This window comes from Staphylococcus coagulans (assembly GCF_002901995.1).
GTDB lineage: Bacteria > Bacillota > Bacilli > Staphylococcales > Staphylococcaceae > Staphylococcus > Staphylococcus coagulans.
On sequence record NZ_PPQN01000019.1, the window covers coordinates 1 to 21359 of the forward strand.

At 35.3% G+C, this 21359-nt stretch carries 20 protein-coding genes and 2 riboswitches; of the genes, 8 read left to right on the forward strand and 12 right to left on the reverse strand.

The window, feature by feature from the left end; translation table 11 throughout:
• Positions 1-315: 315 nt before the first annotated feature.
• Positions 316-789 carry a hypothetical protein gene (locus CD118_RS05315; protein ID WP_060830444.1) on the forward strand — a complete coding sequence of 158 codons (474 nt, stop codon included), beginning with the start codon at positions 316-318 and terminating at the stop codon, positions 787-789.
• 614 nt (positions 790-1403) lie between these two features.
• Here CD118_RS05315 and CD118_RS05320 read toward each other — a convergent pair.
• The 10 genes from CD118_RS05320 to xpt form a co-directional block, all read right to left on the reverse strand.
• Positions 1404-2105 carry a S8 family serine peptidase gene (locus CD118_RS05320; RefSeq protein WP_060830445.1) on the reverse strand — a complete coding sequence of 234 codons (702 nt, stop codon included), beginning with the start codon at positions 2103-2105 and terminating at the stop codon, positions 1404-1406.
• Complete coding sequence (locus CD118_RS05325; protein ID WP_060830446.1) at positions 2092-2697, reverse strand: DUF3885 domain-containing protein; 606 nt, start codon at positions 2695-2697, stop codon at positions 2092-2094. The genes CD118_RS05320 and CD118_RS05325 overlap by 14 nt, the downstream gene beginning before the upstream one ends.
• 14 nt (positions 2698-2711) lie before the next feature.
• Positions 2712-3458 (reverse strand): SAR2788 family putative toxin, encoded by a 747-nt coding sequence (locus CD118_RS12100; RefSeq protein WP_082704429.1) that lies wholly within the window; start codon positions 3456-3458, stop codon positions 2712-2714.
• 1111 nt (positions 3459-4569) lie between these two features.
• Positions 4570-5115, reverse strand: a complete 546-nt coding sequence (locus CD118_RS05335) for a hypothetical protein (protein WP_050331865.1) — start codon at positions 5113-5115, stop codon at positions 4570-4572.
• A gap of 229 nt (positions 5116-5344) precedes the next feature.
• Entirely contained in the window at positions 5345-5542 is a 198-nt protein-coding gene (locus CD118_RS05340) for a hypothetical protein (protein WP_050346245.1), read from the reverse strand.
• Between the two features lie 239 nt (positions 5543-5781).
• Positions 5782-6126: a terminase small subunit gene (locus tag CD118_RS05345; protein WP_082704430.1), complete on the reverse strand. Its 345-nt coding sequence runs from the start codon at positions 6124-6126 to the stop codon at positions 5782-5784.
• A gap of 138 nt (positions 6127-6264) precedes the next feature.
• Complete coding sequence (gene guaA / locus CD118_RS05350) at positions 6265-7806, reverse strand: glutamine-hydrolyzing GMP synthase (RefSeq protein WP_060830447.1); 1542 nt, start codon at positions 7804-7806, stop codon at positions 6265-6267.
• 22 nt (positions 7807-7828) lie between these two features.
• Positions 7829-9295, reverse strand: coding sequence for an IMP dehydrogenase (guaB, locus tag CD118_RS05355; RefSeq protein ID WP_050331868.1), 1467 nt, complete (start codon positions 9293-9295; stop codon positions 7829-7831).
• 35 nt (positions 9296-9330) lie between these two features.
• Positions 9331-10599, reverse strand: a complete 1269-nt coding sequence (gene pbuX / locus CD118_RS05360; RefSeq protein WP_060830539.1) for a xanthine permease PbuX — start codon at positions 10597-10599, stop codon at positions 9331-9333.
• The gene (gene xpt, locus CD118_RS05365; RefSeq protein WP_016425675.1) at positions 10599-11180 is read right to left on the reverse strand and encodes a xanthine phosphoribosyltransferase; all 582 of its coding nucleotides are present in this window, start codon (positions 11178-11180) and stop codon (positions 10599-10601) included. Before xpt ends, pbuX begins: the two co-directional genes overlap by 1 nt.
• Positions 11181-11364: 184 nt before the next feature.
• Positions 11365-11467, reverse strand: a riboswitch (purine riboswitch).
• Positions 11468-11647: 180 nt separating this feature from the next.
• Between xpt and CD118_RS05370 the strand changes: the two genes are divergently transcribed.
• The 5 genes from CD118_RS05370 to CD118_RS05390 all read left to right on the forward strand — a co-directional run bounded on the left by CD118_RS05370 (position 11648) and on the right by CD118_RS05390 (position 16612).
• Positions 11648-12073 carry a general stress protein gene (locus CD118_RS05370; RefSeq protein WP_060830448.1) on the forward strand — a complete coding sequence of 142 codons (426 nt, stop codon included), beginning with the start codon at positions 11648-11650 and terminating at the stop codon, positions 12071-12073.
• A gap of 309 nt (positions 12074-12382) precedes the next feature.
• On the forward strand, positions 12383-13057 hold the full coding sequence (locus CD118_RS05375; RefSeq protein ID WP_050331870.1) for a hypothetical protein: 675 nt from the start codon (positions 12383-12385) through the stop codon (positions 13055-13057).
• A gap of 111 nt (positions 13058-13168) precedes the next feature.
• Complete coding sequence (locus CD118_RS05380) at positions 13169-13768, forward strand: hypothetical protein (protein ID WP_060830449.1); 600 nt, start codon at positions 13169-13171, stop codon at positions 13766-13768.
• A 73-nt stretch (positions 13769-13841) separates the two neighbouring features.
• A riboswitch (TPP riboswitch) is annotated at positions 13842-13944 on the forward strand.
• Positions 13945-14037: 93 nt separating this feature from the next.
• On the forward strand, positions 14038-15156 hold the full coding sequence (gene thiO / locus CD118_RS05385) for a glycine oxidase ThiO (RefSeq protein WP_060830450.1): 1119 nt from the start codon (positions 14038-14040) through the stop codon (positions 15154-15156).
• 64 nt (positions 15157-15220) lie between these two features.
• Positions 15221-16612 carry an L-cystine transporter gene (locus CD118_RS05390; protein WP_050331873.1) on the forward strand — a complete coding sequence of 464 codons (1392 nt, stop codon included), beginning with the start codon at positions 15221-15223 and terminating at the stop codon, positions 16610-16612.
• 109 nt (positions 16613-16721) lie between these two features.
• Here CD118_RS05390 and nfsA read toward each other — a convergent pair whose 3' ends face one another.
• Positions 16722-17477 (reverse strand): oxygen-insensitive NADPH nitroreductase, encoded by a 756-nt coding sequence (nfsA, locus tag CD118_RS05395; RefSeq protein WP_050331874.1) that lies wholly within the window; start codon positions 17475-17477, stop codon positions 16722-16724.
• Positions 17478-18118: 641 nt separating this feature from the next.
• Here nfsA and ahpC point away from each other — a divergent pair.
• Positions 18119-18688: an alkyl hydroperoxide reductase subunit C gene (ahpC, locus tag CD118_RS05400; protein ID WP_016425682.1), complete on the forward strand. Its 570-nt coding sequence runs from the start codon at positions 18119-18121 to the stop codon at positions 18686-18688.
• 14 nt (positions 18689-18702) lie between these two features.
• Positions 18703-20226 (forward strand): alkyl hydroperoxide reductase subunit F, encoded by a 1524-nt coding sequence (ahpF, locus tag CD118_RS05405; protein ID WP_050346159.1) that lies wholly within the window; start codon positions 18703-18705, stop codon positions 20224-20226.
• Positions 20227-20313: 87 nt separating this feature from the next.
• On the opposite strand, the gene bioB is transcribed toward ahpF, so the two are convergent.
• Positions 20314-21303: a biotin synthase BioB gene (bioB, locus tag CD118_RS05410; protein ID WP_050346160.1), complete on the reverse strand. Its 990-nt coding sequence runs from the start codon at positions 21301-21303 to the stop codon at positions 20314-20316.
• Between the last annotated feature and the right edge of the window lie 56 nt (positions 21304-21359).

A 21359-nucleotide genomic window follows, 5' to 3' on the forward strand; every position in this document is an offset into this window, starting at 1 on the left:
ACTCAATAAGTTAAGGCAAATTAATCATTATATAAATAATTTTTCTTGATATGTAGTTAATGAAAATGTATAATCATAAACAAATAGCGGTACACATCTGCGGAGTGTACTTGAGGTTAACTGTTGCGACGGTTGCCTCTTTTTTTATATAAAAATCTCTACTCACGCATATTTACGTTATCCCTATTGGTTTATATAAGTTCCACAACAAACAAATGAGACGGCATGGGAGTCGCTGAAAAACAAGTCAGAGTTTTCTACTCAAACACGTATTGCCACATATGAAGCTAATTTAAAAAGAATTGGAGATTAATCATGGAGATTAAACTTAAAAATCTAGTAGTTCAATTTGACTTAAACAGTGAAACTCCTTATTTTCAAGTTGAAGATAATTACAAAATAAGATGGGATATTGACTCGATTCAAAAGAGAGACCTTGCAGAAATAATAAGATTATCGTTTAAGTCAAAGATTAATAGTTCATTCCTATCAAAAATTATCTCACCTTATTGTAAAAGAGAGGTGACTCGACTTGGATGGTATATTAATATAAAAAATTGGCGTGAAAATATTCATTGCGGTTATGAAAAATATATCATTTCTAGTATATACAATATAGATGTTACAGAAGTGTTAAATTATTGCATGTATATCAAGAACAGTCAGATTCAACCTTTTATCATTTTTTATGATGATAAATCTTTATTAAAGATTGGTGTTGATACGATTGATGTCATTAGCGCTTCTGAAGAATTGATTAAAATGTTAAATACTAAGTTAAATTTTTAATTCATATATCATGGAAGCACGATACAATTTGTAATATCGTGTCAGACTGCCGACAAAGACTGCGGACTTGTCGGCATTTTTAGAGCGTCCGGGATGGGTAACAACTTGTCGATGAAAGTCCGTTACAGGCTTGATAATAGGAACTGTTAGCGAAAGACAAGGGTGTCCATTGTGAAGTGGAATCTGAAGGAAATCGGACGCAAACACTCGCACCGATGAACAGAAACATTATACTAAGGCTATGTAGAACAGTAGCTCAAAAGTTCGCAAATTTTATCAATTTTTAGCATTACGTATTCAACGCTAAACAAAAAAGGCTAGAAACCGCATCACAACGGTATCTCTAGCCTTTCATTTATACTATGTTATTATTCCCACTCGATGAAATGAGTGTTTTTCGCTAGTTTATATTAACTTATAACAATTGATATTACAGTGTTTTTACAGCTAAATACTTCTCATCAATTAACATCACTTCATAATTAACGTATTCAATTACGTATTCACTGCCTGCAACGTGTGAGATTATCTATGCTGTAATTGGAAGCAGAACCAAAGTGATTCTCAGCTTTTAACTTTTGTGTAAATATAATTATTATAGTTTTTGTAACTAATTAATTTAACTCATTAATTAACTTAAGGATTTCATCTTTGTCCATGTTTTTCAAGTCTCTTTTACATACTTTAACCAAATTATTAGACACAGATGCTGTAGCCATAGAAGTATTTTCAACGTTATTAGACAACTTTTTATCAACCGAAATATATACGTCGGCATCATCGTTAGAATTAAAAACAGATTTTGAACCATCCTTATTCAATACTCCAACCGATATAGTTTCATTATATGCAGCTGGAAATTCTTGACCTCCAAAAATATCGTTACCGTTAGCTGCTACAATAATAATACCTTTTTCATGAGCCTCTTTTATCTTTTTATGTAACTCAGGATAATTTTTAGTAAATCCATAACTCATATTTATAATGTCTACATCATGTTTAATTGCCCAATCAAGTGCTGAAATAGTATCCGCCACTCTTCCGTTGCCATAACGGTTCAAAACTTTAGCATTATAAATAACTATATCAGCTCTATACTCTATAATCTTTGAAATTTTATTAGCGTGTACGCTATTTCTATAGTTATCTAAAGTGAAATCACGAGATATTACATTGCTATTAATAGCTTTCTTTTCAATCCCTGTATCTAGAACTGCAATTTTAGTCTTTTCATTCTTGCAATTATAGTTCAAACATATGAATATAGATGATAAAATTAGTATTATTAATATTAAATAAATTTTAATCAATTTCATCGCTTACATCAAACAAGAGGTTGCTGTATTTTTGGGAGTAATTTATATATGACTGCTTATTTATAAAATATAGCCAAAGCCCCCTATCATCATACAAATGGTACAATATGCCTCTTTCACTATCCATTAAATATATATCTAAGTAATTATCTTTCTGATTAATCGTCGGGAATAAACCTTTAAAATCTTGATTGCAAATCGCTCTCGCTAACTTTTTATAATTTAAATCCTTCAAACTTTTATTTTTATAAGCAAACACAAAACACTGAATGCCTTCATTGTTAGTATATTCTCTAAAACTTGGTGTTTCGTTATTATTGAAATAACTAAACTTTTCTTTGAACCTAGTTTTTTTAAATGAATTCCCATATAAATAATATACTAGAACTATATCAATATTATTACTTTGATGAAATAAATCTTGTAAGATTTGAATTGAGTTTCTATGAACTATTGTAAAATAATTTTTGTTAAAGCTTTTTCCATCATCTGAAAAAGGATATTCACCTTCACTTAAATCTAAATGAATTGCATTTTCGGCTTCAGAAAAATTTAAATCACTTACTGACATACAATTAATAATATTATCCATTTTTATAAATCATCCTATTTACGAAGTATTTTTCCATCTTTAGTTAAAGTCGCTTTTCTTGTACCGCTTTTATCCAACAATTTCCAATACGATCCTCCATGAGACTGTCCTTTATTCCTTGAAATTGACCACCCAGTTTTAGGATCTCTATAAACTGGATTTTTCCCCTTTACTTTTTGTGTAAATTTTCCGATATCCACTCCTTTACTAGTTAGAAGTCTAGAGTTTATTCCTTTCGCTACTTTATGCGTATTTGATTTTATAGCGTTATTCACTGCTTTTTTACCATACTTTTTAATAGCCCATTGGATACCATATCTTGCAGCCATAACTGCCACTACTACTAAAGGTGCAGCAGAAGCCTCGGCCAATCTTGTATCAAATTCATGCTCCTCACCAGTTGAATTATCTATTAAAAATCCAGCTATATCTTCTTCATCCGCATAGGTTAAATCAACAGTATAATCTACTTGTTTAGATTCTTCTAAATTAGAGATTTTCCCAGATAAATTAATGTCTCCTGTATTGAAGTCATTAGTTAATACAGTATCTAAATTTATTTCATCATTATTTATTGATGCAGAAAGACGTGATACTTCGCCAGTTTTATTCTCACTGGTTTTTGTGTTTTTAACGCTTTTATTTACATCTATATCTTCTTTGATAATTTTATTAGATGCATTCGTATTTGAACTCCCAATCCCAGATAAAATCAAGGACATTATTATTGTACATATAAACACTTTCGAAAAAATTTTCATATTGATCCCTCCTAGATATTTTAAAATATCATAATATACTTTCAATATTCTTTCATATCTATATACGAATAAATATGCAATACGAAAATTTAAGTGCACAGTTATACTTTAAAAGACTTTATGCCCTTGAAGAACGTTTCTATTTTATTGTGAAAGTGTTTCTCCCTATACAAACTTACTTTTTTAATACTCGGATGTATTTCGATTTTTCTCTTATATAGCTTTGTAAATCGTACAGCTAAATTTAAAATATTATACTTTTTACCACAAGAATTCTTGTAATAGTCAAATTTATACTTCAATTATGACTTTAAATATATTAATTACACTACAAACGTAACATTGTTCGTAAGCTGCTCCATAACCATTACTTCATCTACTATTAAACATGCTTATTTATCTAAAATTTTTCTCTCAATTACCCAATATTAATAACTAATAAACAATTTTTGAGACACTGGTTCTCTTAAATTACAGTAAGTTTAATTATATGAATATCGAACAAAAAACTATACGAAGCTGCGAAAAATTTAATTATCAAAAGGTATCCTAAAGCTGGGGTTGTTATAACTCCAGCAAGTTCTGCCAATTCTTTGTTCTCTAGCTCTTTCTTGAATATCTCCAATTAAATCTTTAGCGTTTAACATGATGTCATATTTAACGAAATTAACGAATCGTTCATACAGTCTTTTTAGTGTACTTATATTCATCACAAATAAAAAAAGACCCTTTTACAGGTCGCTTTAACGATGAGTGAGAATTTTATAAGTGGTTAGCCACAAGATACTTAATTTTACCCATTCACTGATTTCTAAAACATAAATAAAGAGCCGTATTAAATTACGACTCCGATATCAGTAAATATAACCCAACATGAGCTATGTTTATTTCAAAGGACAAAACACCCATCTTAAATTATGGGGGTTAATTTATTTCTTTTTGTTATTAGATGAAAACAAGAATGCTCCAAAAAACAGTAAAGGGAAAATAACAAACAAGCGAGCATCAAATGTATTCTCCCCAATAATAACAGGTAAAGATATATAAATAATAAAAGTTATTACTAAAAACGCCAAATAGATTTTTTTATTGGTGCTCATCACAAGTACACCTACAATACAATAGCAATGAATGCTCTAGCTACAATATAAGCAAATTGTTTATTGAAACCAAAATTATTAGTTAATCCTGTAGCTATACCATCAGCTAAATTACCTTCAAAACCCGTTAAAATGTCACAAAACTTATTAATACTTTGATAATGGAACATAACTAACTTTGTGCCAGTAGTATTTTCTATTTTAGCAACTAATTTATTCCAAGCTTTCTCTCCAATTTTATTAACAGTAGCTCTTATAGCTTTAGCTCCAGCTTTCGCCGTTATAGTAGCTTTACCTCTCTCTGCTACCCCATTTTTATAATCTCTAACTTGTCCTTTTAATTTTTCAGCCACACTCGGATCTTTAAAGTCTTGTTTACTATTATCTATTTCTTCTAATAAAGCATTTCCAATTTTTTCTCTTTGTTTCATTTCCTCATCAACTGCTTTAACAGTTTCAGCATTAGCTTTACCTGATTCTACCGTAAAATAAACAGGCCCCATCAAAAGAGAGGTCGCAATACTAGCAGTGGCAATTTTTCTTAAGTTTTTGTACATTGTAAAAACTCCTTATTCAGAATTTAAACAATCCCTTAATAAACATCCCGATATTAAGCCTATCATATTATCGTTTTCTTTCAACTGTATTATTGATATCTAAACACTAATTCTTAATTACATAGTCCGCTTTAGCAAATTCACATCATATTTAACACAAAAAACCTTTATTAAAAACCACCCTAAATAATAAGGGTGTTCACATACTAAAAATAATTCTATTAATATATCAAAAACCTTTTCTTTTGATCTGCCTAGTAAGAAATACAACAATTAATATTCCATGTATAATCGTTAATCCTTTGAAAATAGGCGAACTAAATGAAATGAAAAAAGCTGTCAGTATGATTTCAAGTAAAAACACAAAAATTATTATAGCTAATAACGTTTGTTGCGATTTAGGCATGTTATGATCTTTTCCGCTCATAATAAACCTCCTTAACTGGATAAGTTTCATTAGATAATATACTATCATTTGAATTAACAAAGTCCAAACTTGGACTCTGCTAATCACTGTTGTTAATAACGCCAGCAAGCTCTTCCAATTCTTTTTTTCTCTAGTTCTTTCTTGAGTATCCCCGAATAAATTTTTAACATTTAACACTGTATTCAATTTTCCATAAAAAACCACCACCTAATAAAAGGCAGTGGTTCTGCATTAATCATCTACTGAATATCATCAACAAATTCTGGCGCTACAAGACTCACATCTAATTTATCTGTAAATAAGCTATGATACTTTACTAACATTTCACGCGCTTTGTTACGATCACTTATTTTAGCTGGTACATCAATCGTTTCTACATGCTCGTTATAAATTACGTTCATTCTATTTGTATCTGGGTTACGGACATACTCACCACGTTTAACGACAACTTCTCTCGTTTCAGTTTCTTCTCCTATTGCAGTTCTACTCATTAAATACAATAACTCTTTGACTTCTAGTATACCCTCATCAAGTATCTTTTCTTTTTGACCCTTAATGTAATTTTGTATTTCAACATTCTTCAACAGTTTATTGACAACTGAAAATGTATCTTAGGGCTATACCTTACATTTATAGCGGATTGCGTAGCATTAAAAGTACAAACAAAAAGACTAGAAACCGCATAACAACGTCGATTCTAGCCTCTCATTCATACTATTTAATTATTCCCACTCAATCGTACTTGGTGGTTTTGATGTGATGTCGTAAACAACGCGGTTAACGTGATCGACTTCATTTACGATACGTGTTGAGATTTTTTGTAAGACTTCCCAATCGATGCGTGCAAAGTCACTTGTCATCCCATCAATAGATGTGACTGCGCGGACACCAACTGTATAGTCATAAGTACGGTAGTCTCCCATGACACCGACCGAGCGAATGTCTGGTAATACTGTGAAGTATTGCCAGATTTCACGTTCTAGACCTTCTTGGCGAATCACTTCACGTAGAATTGCGTCTGATTCACGCACAATTTCTAATTTGTCTTCAGTAATTTCACCAAGTACACGGATACCTAATCCTGGGCCTGGGAAGGGTTGTCTCCATACTAAATGTTCTGGAATACCTAACTCAATTCCTAGAGCACGCACTTCATCTTTAAATAATGTATTAATCGGTTCAATTAATTCGAATTCCATGTCTTCTGGTAAACCACCTACATTGTGGTGAGACTTAATGGTTTGTGCTGTTTTTGTACCAGACTCAATAACGTCCGTATAAAGTGTCCCTTGTGCTAAGAAATCGACACCTTCTAATTTTGACGCTTCATCATCAAAAACATAAACAAATTCATTACCAATGATTTTACGTTTTTTCTCTGGATCAGAAACACCCGCAAGTTTCGACATGAATCGGTCTTTAGCATTTACACGAATGATGTTCATGTTAAAGCCTTCACCGAATTGTTCCATTACCATGTCGCCTTCACCTTTACGTAAAAGTCCATGGTCAACAAAGATACATGTCAATTGATCACCAATCGCTTTGTGTAATAATACCGCAACAACAGATGAATCAACACCGCCACTCATCGCACATAAAACTTTGCGATCTCCTACTTTGTCACGGATTTTTTGGACTTCAATATCAATGAAGTTTTCCATTGTCCACTCACCTGTACATCCACATACACGACGAATAAAGTTGCGTAGTAAGTCATTACCAAATTCTGTATGACGCACTTCTGGGTGGAATTGTACACCATAAATACGACGTTTTTTATCTTCAATCGCTGCATATTGTGTACTTGGACTGTCCGCAATCACTTCAAAACCTTCTGGAATTTCGATCACTTTATCAGAGTGACTCATCCAAACAGTTTGTTCCTCAGGTAAGCCAAAGAACAACGCGTCAGATTTTGCATTGATAATTGCTTTACCATATTCACGTTCATTGGCACGTTCAACTTTACCACCGAGTAATTTCGTTGTCAGTTGCATTCCATAACAAATACCTAAAACGGGTACGCCTAAGTTATAGATTTCAGGATCAATCGTAAAAGCATCTTCAGCATAAACTGAGTTAGGACCTCCTGATAAAATAATACCTTTAGGGTTCATTTGTTTGATTTCTTCAATTGGCATTTCGTGATCGTGTAATTCACTATAAACGCCCATTTCACGAATACGACGCGTAATTAATTGGTTGTATTGACTACCAAAATCGAGGACAAGAATGAGTTCTTGTTCTTTTGCCATTTCCATACTATTTGTACTCCTTTACCAATTAGAATGAGTAGTTTGGTGATTCTTTCGTAATTTGAACATCGTGTGGATGACTTTCTGCTAAGCCTGCCGCACTCATTTTCGTAAATTGTGCTTCTTCACGTAATGCTTTGAGGTCACGTGAACCTGTGTAACCCATACCGCTCTTAACGCCACCAATTAATTGGTAGATTGTATCTTGTAATGGCCCTTTGTAGTCAATACGTCCTTCAACGCCTTCTGGTACGTATTTTTTAGGTGTTTTGTCTTCTTGGAAGTAACGATCGTTAGAACCACTTTCCATAGCGCCTAATGAGCCCATACCGCGGTAAACTTTGTATTGACGACCTTGGAAGACTTCCACCATACCTGGACTTTCTTCTGTACCTGCAAGCAAGCTACCTAACATAACAGCATGGCCACCTGCAGCTAACGCTTTAACGATATCGCCAGAGAATTTAATACCACCGTCAGCGATAATCGTTTTACCGTGTTTACGTGCTTCTGTTGCACAGTCATAAACAGCTGTAATTTGAGGAACGCCGACACCCGCTACGACACGTGTCGTACAAATTGAACCTGGTCCGATACCCACTTTCACAACATCTGCACCCGCTTCAAACAATGCTTTTGTTGCTGCAGCAGTCGCAACGTTACCTGCAATCACTGTAATTTCTGGGTATTTTTCTTTAATCTCTTTAACTTGATTAATAACACCACGTGAATGACCGTGTGCTGTATCAATAACTAATGCATCTACACCGGCTTCAACTAATTTTTCAGCACGAATGCTTGTATCTTTTGCGATACCGATAGCAGCGGCAACAAGGAGGCGACCGTGACTATCTTTTGCTGAATAAGGATATTCATGTACTTTTTCAATATCTTTAATTGTAATTAAACCTTGTAAAACACCATCTTCAACAAGAGGGAGTTTTTCAATTTTATGGTCTTGAAGAATTTCTTCCGCTTCTTCAAGTGTTGTACCAACTGGAGCTGTAATTAAATTTTCTTGCGTCATGACATCAGAGATTTTAATTGAAAAATCTTCTATAAATCTTAAGTCACGGTTTGTTAGGATACCAACAAGTTGACGTGATTCTTTATTATCTACAATAGGAACACCAGAAATACGATATTTGCCCATTAATGCTTCCGCTTCATAGACGCTTTCTTCAGGCGTTAAGAAAAATGGATCTGTAATGACACCATTTTCTGAGCGTTTCACTTTTTGTACTTCATCTGCTTGATGCTCAATGCTCATATTTTTATGAATAACACCTAAGCCACCTTGCCTTGCCATAGCAATCGCCATTTTAGACTCTGTTACCGTATCCATACCGGCTGATACAATCGGAATATTTAACTTAATTTTTTCTGATAATTCTATACTTAAGTCTACTTCTTTTGGCAACACATTTGATTCTGCCGGAATTAAAAGTACATCATCAAAAGTGAGTGCTTCTTTTACGAACTTGTTTTCCCACATACTATTTACAGCCTCCATTCAAATTATTACTTATATTATTTCACATTTTCATCATTTTGTTGAGCGTTAATACCATTAAAAAATAAATTCAAGAGAATTGCTGATATTGTGCCTAAAACAATCCCATTTTGTGTAAACCATGCAAATTGGTCACCAAGTGCTTTAAACGCTTCAGGTACTGCTGTGATACCTGCACCTAGCCCGACCGATATTGCAATAATCAACAAATTATTCTGATTTTTAAAGTCAATATCATTGAGAATACGTACACCGTATGCCATGACCATACCGAACATTGCCAACATCGCACCGCCCAGTACAGAGAGTGGAATAATATTAGCCAATGCGCCCAGTTTAGGGATACAGCCACAAATGACTAATAAAATAACCATGCCGTAAATGACATCATTTTTCTTAACACCTGAAAGGGATACAAGACCCACGTTTTGAGAGTAAGCAGTGTACGGGAATGCATTGAAGATAGAACCTAAAGTAATCGCCATACCTTCTGCCATATAACCTTTTCTAAAGTCTTTACGTTCAAGTTTCTTACCAGTAATTTTACTTAAAGCATGGTAAACACCTGTTGATTCGATCAAACTCACTAATGCGACGATGAAAAAGACTAATGTTGCACCAAAATCAAAAGCAAATCCTGTAAATCTGAACGGCTTAGGTAATTCAAACCAATGGGCTTGTCCTACTTGAGCTATATCAATTAACCCAAATACACTTGCTAAAATAGTACCTAAGATTAAACCTAACAAAATGGCAATGGATTTTAAGAAACCACGCGCAAAGCGTTGTAAAATCAAAATAATAATGAGTGTCGCAAAACCGAGTAAAATGTGTTTTGGATCACCATAATCTTTTGCACCTTGACCCCCTGCAATATAATTCATTGCAACAGGCATCAAAGTGATCCCAATAATTGTAACAACACTTCCAGTTACAACAGGTGGAAATAGTTTTACGAGTGAAGCAAAAAATGGTGCAATTAAAATAACTAATAAGCCAGACAGAAAGAGTGATCCATATAAAACGTCAATACCTTTCGTTTGTCCGATTAAGATCATAGGTGCAACCGCAGTAAAGGTACACCCTAAAACGACAGGCAATCCTATACCGATACCACGATAAACTTGTAAAAATGTCGCTACACCACACATAAAAATATCGACTGTGACAAGATACGCAATTTGTTCATTTGTAAAATGTAAGCTTGTCCCAACAATAATCGGAACAAGAATCGCCCCAGCATACATCGCTAATAAATGTTGTAAACTTAACAAAAATCGCTTCATCATTCTGTATCTCCTACTAGAGTTACTTTATTCCCCTTTAATGAAGCAACTTGGCATAACGATGATACAGTTAAGCCTGCCTCTTCTAATCGTGAACGTCCTTGTTGAAAACTCTTTTCTACTAGAATTCCCACACCCACTGTTGTCGCTCCTGCTTGCTCAACCAAACGATGTAAGCCTAACGCAGCTTCTCCATTGGCTAAAAAGTCATCAATAATCAATACTCTATCTTCTGGAGATAAAAACTCTTCAGAGATAATCACTGTATTCGTTTTGTTTTTAGTGAATGAATGTACATCTGTTTGATAGTACCCTGCGTTTAATGTGCTTGGTTTCGCTTTTTTGGCAAACAAACAAGGAACGGTAAAACGATGCGCTGCCATAATGGCCGGTGCAATCCCTGATGCTTCAATCGTCAAAATTTTAGTCACACCTTGGTCTGCGAACTGATCATGAAACGTTTGACCTATGTCATACATCAAGCCAGCATCGATTTGATGATTTAAGAATCCATCGACTTTGAGAATCTTTTCATCAATGACAACACCATCTTCAATGACCTTTTTTCTTAATGCGTCCACTCCTATTCCTCCTCGATAAAAATGATATCAAAAATACCCAAAACTAAAGAATGACGTTTTAGGTATACGAGTAATAGTCATACAGTTGTAAAGTGGCGCTATAACAGGTCTCCAACCCAAAATATTGTGTGACAATTCGAAAATATGCGAACAACGGGATTGAAAGGATACATTAAGCACGCTACATCGATGTACCATTACTCATAGTCATGTCGTTTAAGGCAACATGGTAGAAACTTCTAAAGCCGTATTCTTCAGATTATATGAGCTTGATAAATTATCTACTGATAATAGCAAATTTAACCCTCTTTCGCAATAGCATCGTCCTAAATCTATTGTATTCAGAAATTTATGGAAATTCGTTGCGTAAAGTGCTGTTTAAGCGCATAATAGCATTATAAAACCGTTTATATAACGGAGTATAAGGGTAGTGTAATTACAAAACACGATCGGGAGGCGTCACACGTATGGCACTATATAAAGTAGAAAAATATAAAGTTGCACGCACAGAAGATGATGCAATTCAATATGTTGATTTACTATTAAAAGAAGGTCTAAAAGAAAGCGAAATCGTGGTATTAAGCAGAGAAAAATTGAAAACAGATCGATTCAATGATTCACAAATTCAACACAAATCAACTAATGGAACAGTCAGTGATAAATTTATGCGCTTTTTTATCGGTGAAGATGCTGAAGAGGCCGCTTTGTCTAAATATAATTTCTCTGAAAATGAGCGAGAGGACCTTAAACAAGACATTGTGAATAATAAAATTATAATCATCGCGCAAAGAGTTGATCACGAATGCAATGAAGTTCCAGAAAATAATGCTGCATATCAAACGCCAGATGATGACAAACATGCTCCTTCTGAACATAAAGGGGATATTGAATAAATCGATTGGGCGCTAGGTTCTATTGTTACTGCATGATTTCATAATCATTTGATGGGGACGGGGATATGAGATAAATATGGAGATTTATAGAAACACTTGATTTCCATACACTCTCGCTCGTTCCCTTATTGTTTATCCTTTATTTTGACATCATGGTCAGTCATGAATGGTCCAACTTAGTCATCTATTTTATCAGAAAAAACAGTCACAAATGACTCCTCAACTATCTATATGTATTGCTACATCATTGCAATGACCCTATATACTTGCAAGAATAAACAAGAGTTAACTTAAAAGAGGTGACGTAACATGAACTTTGTACATATTAAATCTATGCATGATCGATGGTATGAGCCAGCAATAGCATTCTATAAAAATAAATTAGACCATCTTGTTACAGAAGATGCGTCTGTTTTTGCGCGATCACTTAAAACAGATAAAACCCAACATGACTTCGTATTTATTGTTGGTATTGAAGACGACGCGATTGTGAGCTTGGCGACAGCCCACTATGAAGCGACGACAAATGTCGGCTTTATTATTTATCTTCTTGCACAACACAGCCAAGATTGTGAAGCCTGCTTGAAAACGACTTTAGAACAGATTGAGCATGAGCTGAATCGTATATCTAACCAACTTCACGGTCGTGACGTTAATTTCTTTATGTTTGAATCTACATTTGAATCTAACGATGTTGATGAAGAAACAGCAAGAAAAATTAACTTCCGTCGTCACTTTTTAACAGAAAACGGCTACGAAAAGCAAACTGAAATTACATACTTACAACCTTCATTAGATCGTAACGGTAAGCCCATTCCTTTAGATTTATATGTGAAAGGCAATATTCCTTTAACTAAGGATATTTTTGGTACAAGTGTTAAATCCTGCTACATTTTAAAATATGTGTATGCGAATCAAATACCTCGACGTATCATTTATCCATTACTTGTCAAAATGGGTTTACGCAAAGAACATCGTCCATAAGACCTTGAAATCAATGCTTAAAGCCGTTAAAATAATGAGAGAGGCAGACTGACGGGTCACTGAACGCACACTTCCGTACGTCTAAAAAGAATAGAAAGGATCTAATGATATATGCTGACAAAAGAATTTGCCCAAAGATCAGGCTTAAGTGAAAAGCAAGTACGTAAAATCGTACAGCATCTTGAAGAACGTGGTTACCATTTAAATAAAACAGAATACCGTGGTCGAGAAGCGACTGATTTTAAAGAAGAAGATATTGAATTATTCCAAGAGATAACAGAACGTGTTGCACGTACAAATAGTTATGATCTTGCTTTTGAAGAGTTAGAACAAGAAAAAGACTTTCTACAAGTTATCGTCAAAGAAGATAAACAACACTTACCGAGCGATCAACAAGTGCCTCAACTTATCAATGAATTACGCAATGAAATCAATAAAATGCGTGAAGAACGTCAAATGTTAGGTCAGATGGTCAGCCAAGTTCATCAACAGCAAGAAGAATTAAAAGCGTTACATACCCAATTAAATCAACAACTTGAATCGAATAGTAAGTCCCTTGAATCACTGACAGTCGCACAAAAGGAACAAAGTGAACAATGGAGTCAAACACAACAAAGTATCGAGACTCAAACTAAAGAACAGCAGGCACTTGCGCAATCGATTCAAAGCAATGAAAAGAAAGGCTTCTTCCAACGTTTATTCGGTGGTTAAAGCGATTCAACCTTTGCGTATCTTGCATATTTCTAATATGAAAGTTACAATAATTAATGAAATCAAATAAAAATTTATATGCTAGGGGTGCTCGAGGCGAGCTGAGAAAGAATGTATCTTAACTCTTTGAACCTGAGGTGGTTAGAACCAACGAAGGAAAGCGTATGATGACAATGAACTTATTTCAACTCATTTTAATGATGACTCAATCATTTATTTCAATCATATACGTGTTCCTCCTGCATCCTTTCATGCAGGAGGCTTTTTTTATGAAACAAACAATTATTATTGGTGCCGGCGTTATGGGTTTATCCATTGCAAGACAGCTATCCTCTCAAAACCGACATATTCGGATTATCGATCGTTACACACCAAGAATGAATGCGTCTTATGCCGCGGGAGGCATGCTTGGTGCACAGAACGAGTTTTTCGAAGCCAATCCACTGTATCACCTCGCTATGGAAAGTCGTGCAATGATGCCTGAAGTTGCAGCCGACCTCGAGCGAGAAACTGGAATTAATATTGAATACCAAAAATACGGCCTAATTAAAGTTGCCTCTCAAAAACAAGATATCCAAGCAGTAGAAGCGCAATTCCAATTTTTACATAGCCAAGATCACACAATTAAACAACTCTCAAAATACGCTCTAAAACAACGTTTCCCCAAACTCGACCCTAACCAAAGTGCTGCTTTTAAAATCCAAGATGATGGTCAAATTAATGCAAACACCTATACGAAAGCCCTGATTGCTTCCGTTATAAAACGCGACTATATCGAACTCATGACACAAACCGAAGTCTTAAAAGTTGAACGTCGTCACAGTGGCTATACAGTCATCACATCTAAAGGTAACTTTTCAGCTGATGAATTGATTATTGCTGCAGGCGCTTGGTCTGGGACGTTACTCCAACAACTTCATATCCAATTACCTACTCAACCAGTTAAAGGTGACGTTAAACTGATTGCCTCTTGTTATAAAGGATTGAAGGAAACCATTTTTAATATGAATGGTTGTTACATCGTGCCCAAATTGCCTAATCGTTTCTTAATTGGTGCGACCTCAGACTTCGATAGTTGGAGCATTGAAAATGATGAGAACAACTTGTCATGGTTAGATCAAGAGAGCTTGTCTATGATTCCGCAACTCAAAAATCATCATGTGATTAAAACATGGACGGGCATTCGACCTATCACACCTAACCAAGAGCCTATTATGGGAGAGGTTGAAGACCATCTTTATGTGTCCACAGGGCATTATCGAAACGGTATTTTACTCTCACCTATAGCAGGTTCACTGATGGCGAAATTGATTGACGGCCATGCTAAAGCGAAAGAACAGCTTACACCCTTTTCGCCCAAAATTGCTCAGATAAAAAATAAAGCTTGATTTTATACTTTTTTCCTATTATCCTATTGTATAAGTCGGAATTAAGAAGGAAGCGTATTTTGATATGTCTGTGTTTTTAACTATTATTAATCTAATTATTTTTATTTTCGCTCTTATTGGACTTTGGTTCATGACGAAAAAACATGTTAAATTCCCTAAACGTGTCTTTACTGCACTTGGTTTAGGGATCTTATTAGGCCTTCTACTCCACCTCATTTATGGTGTTGATAGCAAAGTCACATCAAAAACGACAGAGTGGGTTGGCTTAGTGGGAGATGGTTACATTGCACTCTTGCAAATGATTGTTATCCCATTAATCTTTGTTTCAATTGTTGCTGCTTTTACGAAAATTGATATTGGTGAAAAGTTTGCCAAAATGGGCGGATTGATTTTTGCTTTCCTTATTGGAACAGTAGCAATTGCAGCAATCATCGGTATTATTTATGCAATTGTCTTTAATTTAGATGCCTCTAGCATTGACCTCGGTCACGCTGAGAATGCACGTAGCTCTGAAATTGCAAGTCAGGCAAAAGAATTAACGGCAACGACATTACCTGCTCAAATTTTAGAGTTAATTCCATCTAATCCATTTTTAGACTTTACGGGTCAACGTGCGACATCTACAATTGCTGTCGTGATCTTTGCGGCTTTTGTCGGCTTTGCCTTTTTACGCGTTTCACGTAAACAACCTGAAAATGGGCACACACTTAAACGTGGTATCGATGCGGTCTATTCACTTGTGATGGCTATCGTTACATTTGTTTTAAGACTTACACCGTATGGAATTTTAGCAATTATGATGAAAACCATTGCGACGAGTGACTTTGCTGCCATTTGGACGTTAGGAAAATTCGTTATTGCGTCTTATGCTGCACTCATCACAATGTATATCATTCATCTAATCATTCTTGCAATCATTGGTGTAAACCCAATTCAATATATGAAGAAAACAGCCGAAGTAATCTTATTCGCCTTTACTTCACGTTCAAGTGCCGGGACATTACCATTAAATGTTCAAGCACAAACGAACCGTTTAGGTGTGCCTCAAGCCATTGCAAACTTCTCTGGCTCATTTGGTCTTTCGATTGGACAAAACGGTTGTGCGGGTATCTATCCTGCCATGCTAGCAATTATGGTTGCACCTGTCGCTGGCGTAGAGGTTGATTTTAAATTCCTTGCAACTGTTGTTATCGTCGTCGTACTCAGCTCATTTGGTGTTGCTGGTGTCGGAGGCGGTGCAACATTTGCATCTATCCTTGTACTTTCAGCTTTAAATTTACCAGTCGGACTCGCTGGGGTGCTCATCTCTGTTGAACCTTTAATTGATATGGGACGTACAGCGCTAAATGTTAACGATTCAATGTTAGCAGGTACTGGAACAGCTAAATTAACAAAACAACTAAATGAAGATACGTTTAATTCAAATCATTATGATGAATTAACACCACAACATTAATAACATCACAACAAAACCCCTTTCAATCTTACGTGTGGAAAAGATTTGAAGGGGTTTTTGTTATTAAAACTTTATGATTTTAGATACTTTCAATTAATAGTTCGCTGATTTATTTTCTATTAAAACCTGCCATTTGCAACCATTCTTTCATTTCTGTACGTTGCTTACTGCTCATAAATCTCGCTACCTGTTGTGACCATGTTTCATTGCGCTCACCGTTTGTACGCTGACTATAATATTGCGAAACTTCTCGATCATACTCCTCAAGCTGTTTTGATAACTGTTCATCATCTTGTGAATACGTATCAATATGAAAGACATGTTCACGTGGTAATCTTGGTTTTGGAGAACCATTTTCGTCATCTGTTGGTACGCCTAACGCCATTCCAAACAGTGGAAAAACATGTTCAGGTAATTTTAATATTTCTCTCACACGCTGTACATCATTACGTAATGAACCTAAATAAACAATACCATAGCCCATATCTTCTGCAGTTAGTGCTATATTTTGTGCCGCCAATGCCGCATCTACAGTACCTACGAGTAATCCCTCAGCTGACTCAAAGCTATCTTCCATATTAGCTTCAAGCTTTTCACTAATTAACTGATGACGGTGATAGTCAATCACAAAAACAAGTAAATATCCATTTTCAACGACATAAGGCTGCCCAGATACCTCTTTTAAAGCTTCTTTCTTTTCAGCATCTTCTACACCAATAATCGATGTTGTCTGTAAATAGCTAGAAGTTGAAGCCATTTGTCCTGCCTCAATTAATTTTTCGACCGTGTCTCTACTGATTCGATCTGATTTAAATTTTCTAACTGAGTGATGTCGTTTTGCCAAATCATACACATATTCTGACATTTATAAACACTCCTTATCCTTTTTCTATATCCTATCAAAACACTCAAGAAAACGCATGTCCCTTGCATCTCATGCATACCCTTAAATCGTAGAAAAATAACAACAGAGGATACGATTTATATCGAATTGTATTCACTATTAATAGCACCAGGTGTGCTTATCTATGAATACATTTTAACCTAAGAAATAATGCCTCATTATTAAATAATCATTGCGGATTGAGCGGTTATATATTTTCATACTATATACTTGTAATTGAGAATCAGCATCCGTAAATGATATTAGCAGGCGTCTTATTAATCCCTCATTTGAATTGTTTAACACTTTTTAGAATAAAATTTATAACGCCTTTATTATCCAATTTCAAGCCTTTTTCATCATTAAGATGATACATTTATTAGAATTTAAGTCTCAATTTTTATCGCTTTAATCGCGCTGACTATGTTCAAAACGCTGATTCCACTGTCTTTCTTAGTGTATGTCCCTTTCAAAAATGATATTTATTTGACGGAAAGCATGTTCCATGTCATAATAGCTATTGAGATTAGAATTATTATTAATAAGGAATTATAATTAAGACGAGACGTCTTTACATTCTAATCTAAAATAATAATGATTCATATAATAGGAGGATTTCGATTATGTCATTAATTGGTAAACAAATCGAGGAATTTTCAGCACAAGCTTACAACGCAAAAACAGATGAATTTGTTGAAGTTTCACACGAAGACTTAAAAGGTAGCTGGAGTGTTGTTGTATTCTACCCAGCAGATTTCTCTTTCGTATGTCCAACTGAATTACAAGATGTTCAAGAACAATATGCAAAATTACAAGAACTTGGTACAAACGTATACTCTGTTTCTACAGATACACACTTCGTACACAAAGCTTGGCATGATCACTCAGACGCAATTAGCACATTAGAATACACAATGATTGGTGACCCATCTCAACAAATCACACGTTTATTTGATGTATTAGATGAAGAAAAAGGTCTTGCACAACGTGGTACTTTCATCGTTGACCCTGACGGTGTTGTACAAGCTGCAGAAATCAATGCAGACGGTATCGGCCGTGACGCAAGTACACTTGTTCACAAAATCAAAGCTGCACAATATGTGCGTGAAAATCCAGGTGAAGTTTGCCCAGCAAAATGGGAAGAAGGCGGCGAAACTTTAACTCCAGGATTAGACTTAGTCGGTAAAATTTAAGGAGGCTATGCTGCATGTTAAATCAAGAATTGAAGCAACAATTATCGCAACTTCTTGATTTGATGGAAGGTGACGTTGTACTTAAAGCAAGTACAGGTTCCGACGAAAATTCACAAAAAGTCGATAACCTTGTGAATGAAGTCGCAGAAATGTCATCTCGAATTACAGTAGAAAAAGCTGATTTAAAGCGTACACCTAGCTTTAGTATCAATAGACCTGGAGAGGACACTGGCATCACATTTGCTGGTGTCCCTCTTGGTCATGAATTCAACTCTTTCGTTCTTGCACTTTTACAAGTCAGTGGACGTGCTCCGAAAGAAGAACAATCTGTAATTGATCAAATCAAATCTATTGAACAACCACTTCACTTTGAAACTTATATCAGCTTAACTTGTCATAAATGTCCAGATGTTGTTCAAGCATTAAACTTAATGAGTGTATTGAACCCTAATATTACACACACTATGATTGATGGTGCTGTATTTAAAGAAGAAGCAGAAGACATCATGGCTGTACCTGCCATCTTCTTAAATGGTGAACAATTCGGTAATGGTCGTATGACTGTAACAGATATTTTGAGTACACTCGGTCAAGGTCCGGACGCATCTGCATTTGAAAACAAAGAAGTCTTTGATGTACTTGTTATTGGTGGCGGTCCTGCAAGTGCAAGTTCAGCAATCTATGCTGCACGTAAAGGGCTCACAACAGGTATTGTCGCTGATAGAATTGGTGGCCAAGTCAACGATACAGCAGATATCGAAAACTTAATCGGTGTTAAGAAAACAACGGGTCCATCATTATCAACTAACTTAGAAGAACATATTAAAGACTACAATATCGATGTTATGAAAGGTGTTCGTGCAGAACAACTTGAAAAAACAGACAAAACTGTATCAGTAACACTTGATAACGGTGCTGTTCTAGAAACACGTTCATTAATCATCGGTACAGGTGCACGCTGGAGAAAAATTGGGGTACCAGGTGAAGAAAAATACACGAACAAAGGTGTCGCATACTGCCCGCACTGTGACGGCCCTCTATTTGAAGGTAAAGATGTTGCAGTTATCGGTGGCGGAAACTCTGGTATTGAAGCTGCTATTGACTTAGCGGGAATTTGTAAAAATGTCACAGTATTAGAATTCTCTGACACGTTAAAAGCAGACTCTGTCTTACAAGAGCGTTTGAAATCATTACCAAACACACAAGTTATTACTAATGCAGCTACGAAAGAAATTACAGGTGATGATCGTGTAAACGGTCTGACTTATACAGATATGCAATCAAAAGAAGACAAACACATCGACTTAGATGGCGTTTTCGTTCAAATCGGTTTATCTCCTAATACAGAATGGTTAGGCGACTCTGTTCAACGTAACCGTATGGGCGAAATTGAAGTTGATCGTCTTGGTAATACAAATGTACCAGGTGTCTTCGCAGCTGGGGATTGCACAGACCAACGTTACAAACAAATTATTATTTCAATGGGATCAGGCGCAACAGCTGCATTGTCAGCATTTGACTATCTCATCAGAAACTAAAGTTTTAAATCATGTCAAAAAGCTGATTGATGCAATGTCAATCAGCTTTTTTGATGTCATATTCTGAATGGCATTACTTAATAGACTTTATACACTTTCCATCTCACTTTGTTTAGCACCGTAATCAATTTCATATCCCATATCGCGAATCATATCATAATCCAGTTGATTCGGTTGACCTCCAGTAATTAAATAATCACCAACGAAGATAGAGTTCGCAACCATTAAGGCTGTTGATTGTAAAGAACGAAGATTAACTTCCCTACCTCCTGCAATACGAATCTCTTTTGTTGGATTGATCAAACGGAATAACGCGAGTATTCTTAAGCAACGCATTGGCGTCAGTTGATCCATATCTCCAAATTTAGTCCCTTTGATTGGATGCAAAAAGTTCACCGGTATACTATCAGCATCAATATCTCTCAATGCAAAGGCCATGTCGACGATATCTTGGTTAGATTCTCCCATACCACAAATAACACCTGAGCAAGGCGAAATATGATTTTGTTTCATTATTTCAATCGTATCTACACGATCTTTATACGTGTGTGTGGTCACAACTTCATCATGATAATTTTCACTTGTATTCAAATTATGGTTATAGCGATCTACACCAGCAGCTTTTAAACGACCCGCTTGCTCCTCATTCGTTAAACCTAAACAAGCACATATTTTTAATTGCGGATGCTCAGCCTTAATCTGTTCGACTGAGGATGTAATATGATCAATCTCTTTATCACTTGGTCCTCTACCACTCATAACGATACAATATGTGCCAATTTCATTTTCAGCCGCGACTTTCGCACCTTCTGTAATCTGATTTTCAGGAATTAATGCATAACGTTGTTTTTCCTTCATTTCACGTGATTGGCCACAATAGCCGCAATCTTCAGGACAAATTCCACTTTTAGCATTTAAAATCATATTTAATTTTACTTTGTGACCATAATAATGTTTACGTAATTGATAAGCTTCATGTACAAGGTCCATGGTGTCATAGGTTGGATTCGTAAATAAGTCAAATGCTTCCTCTGGTGTTAAAGCTGAACCTTTTAATATTTGCTCTGCAATTTTCATAACCATTCCTCCTCATATAAAAGCCAGTATACCATAATTGTAAATTAATTTATATT

What these genes read in the sequence shown, in the direction of transcription:
- CD118_RS05315 (WP_060830444.1), top strand. Translation starts at nt 316, where the DNA reads ATGGAGATTAAACTTAAAAATCTAGTAGTTCAATTTGACTTAAACAGT.
- CD118_RS05320 (WP_060830445.1), bottom strand. Translation starts at nt 2,105, where the DNA reads ATGAAATTGATTAAAATTTATTTAATATTAATAATACTAATTTTATCA.
- CD118_RS05325 (WP_060830446.1), bottom strand. Translation starts at nt 2,697, where the DNA reads ATGGATAATATTATTAATTGTATGTCAGTAAGTGATTTAAATTTTTCT.
- CD118_RS12100 (WP_082704429.1), bottom strand. Translation starts at nt 3,458, where the DNA reads ATGAAAATTTTTTCGAAAGTGTTTATATGTACAATAATAATGTCCTTG.
- CD118_RS05335 (WP_050331865.1), bottom strand. Translation starts at nt 5,115, where the DNA reads ATGTACAAAAACTTAAGAAAAATTGCCACTGCTAGTATTGCGACCTCT.
- CD118_RS05340 (WP_050346245.1), bottom strand. Translation starts at nt 5,542, where the DNA reads ATGAGCGGAAAAGATCATAACATGCCTAAATCGCAACAAACGTTATTA.
- guaA (WP_060830447.1), bottom strand. Translation starts at nt 7,806, where the DNA reads ATGGAAATGGCAAAAGAACAAGAACTCATTCTTGTCCTCGATTTTGGT.
- guaB (WP_050331868.1), bottom strand. Translation starts at nt 9,295, where the DNA reads ATGTGGGAAAACAAGTTCGTAAAAGAAGCACTCACTTTTGATGATGTA.
- pbuX (WP_060830539.1), bottom strand. Translation starts at nt 10,599, where the DNA reads ATGAAGCGATTTTTGTTAAGTTTACAACATTTATTAGCGATGTATGCT.
- CD118_RS05370 (WP_060830448.1), top strand. Translation starts at nt 11,648, where the DNA reads ATGGCACTATATAAAGTAGAAAAATATAAAGTTGCACGCACAGAAGAT.
- CD118_RS05375 (WP_050331870.1), top strand. Translation starts at nt 12,383, where the DNA reads ATGAACTTTGTACATATTAAATCTATGCATGATCGATGGTATGAGCCA.
- CD118_RS05380 (WP_060830449.1), top strand. Translation starts at nt 13,169, where the DNA reads ATGCTGACAAAAGAATTTGCCCAAAGATCAGGCTTAAGTGAAAAGCAA.
- thiO (WP_060830450.1), top strand. Translation starts at nt 14,038, where the DNA reads ATGAAACAAACAATTATTATTGGTGCCGGCGTTATGGGTTTATCCATT.
- CD118_RS05390 (WP_050331873.1), top strand. Translation starts at nt 15,221, where the DNA reads ATGTCTGTGTTTTTAACTATTATTAATCTAATTATTTTTATTTTCGCT.
- nfsA (WP_050331874.1), bottom strand. Translation starts at nt 17,477, where the DNA reads ATGTCAGAATATGTGTATGATTTGGCAAAACGACATCACTCAGTTAGA.
- ahpC (WP_016425682.1), top strand. Translation starts at nt 18,119, where the DNA reads ATGTCATTAATTGGTAAACAAATCGAGGAATTTTCAGCACAAGCTTAC.
- ahpF (WP_050346159.1), top strand. Translation starts at nt 18,703, where the DNA reads ATGTTAAATCAAGAATTGAAGCAACAATTATCGCAACTTCTTGATTTG.
- bioB (WP_050346160.1), bottom strand. Translation starts at nt 21,303, where the DNA reads ATGAAAATTGCAGAGCAAATATTAAAAGGTTCAGCTTTAACACCAGAG.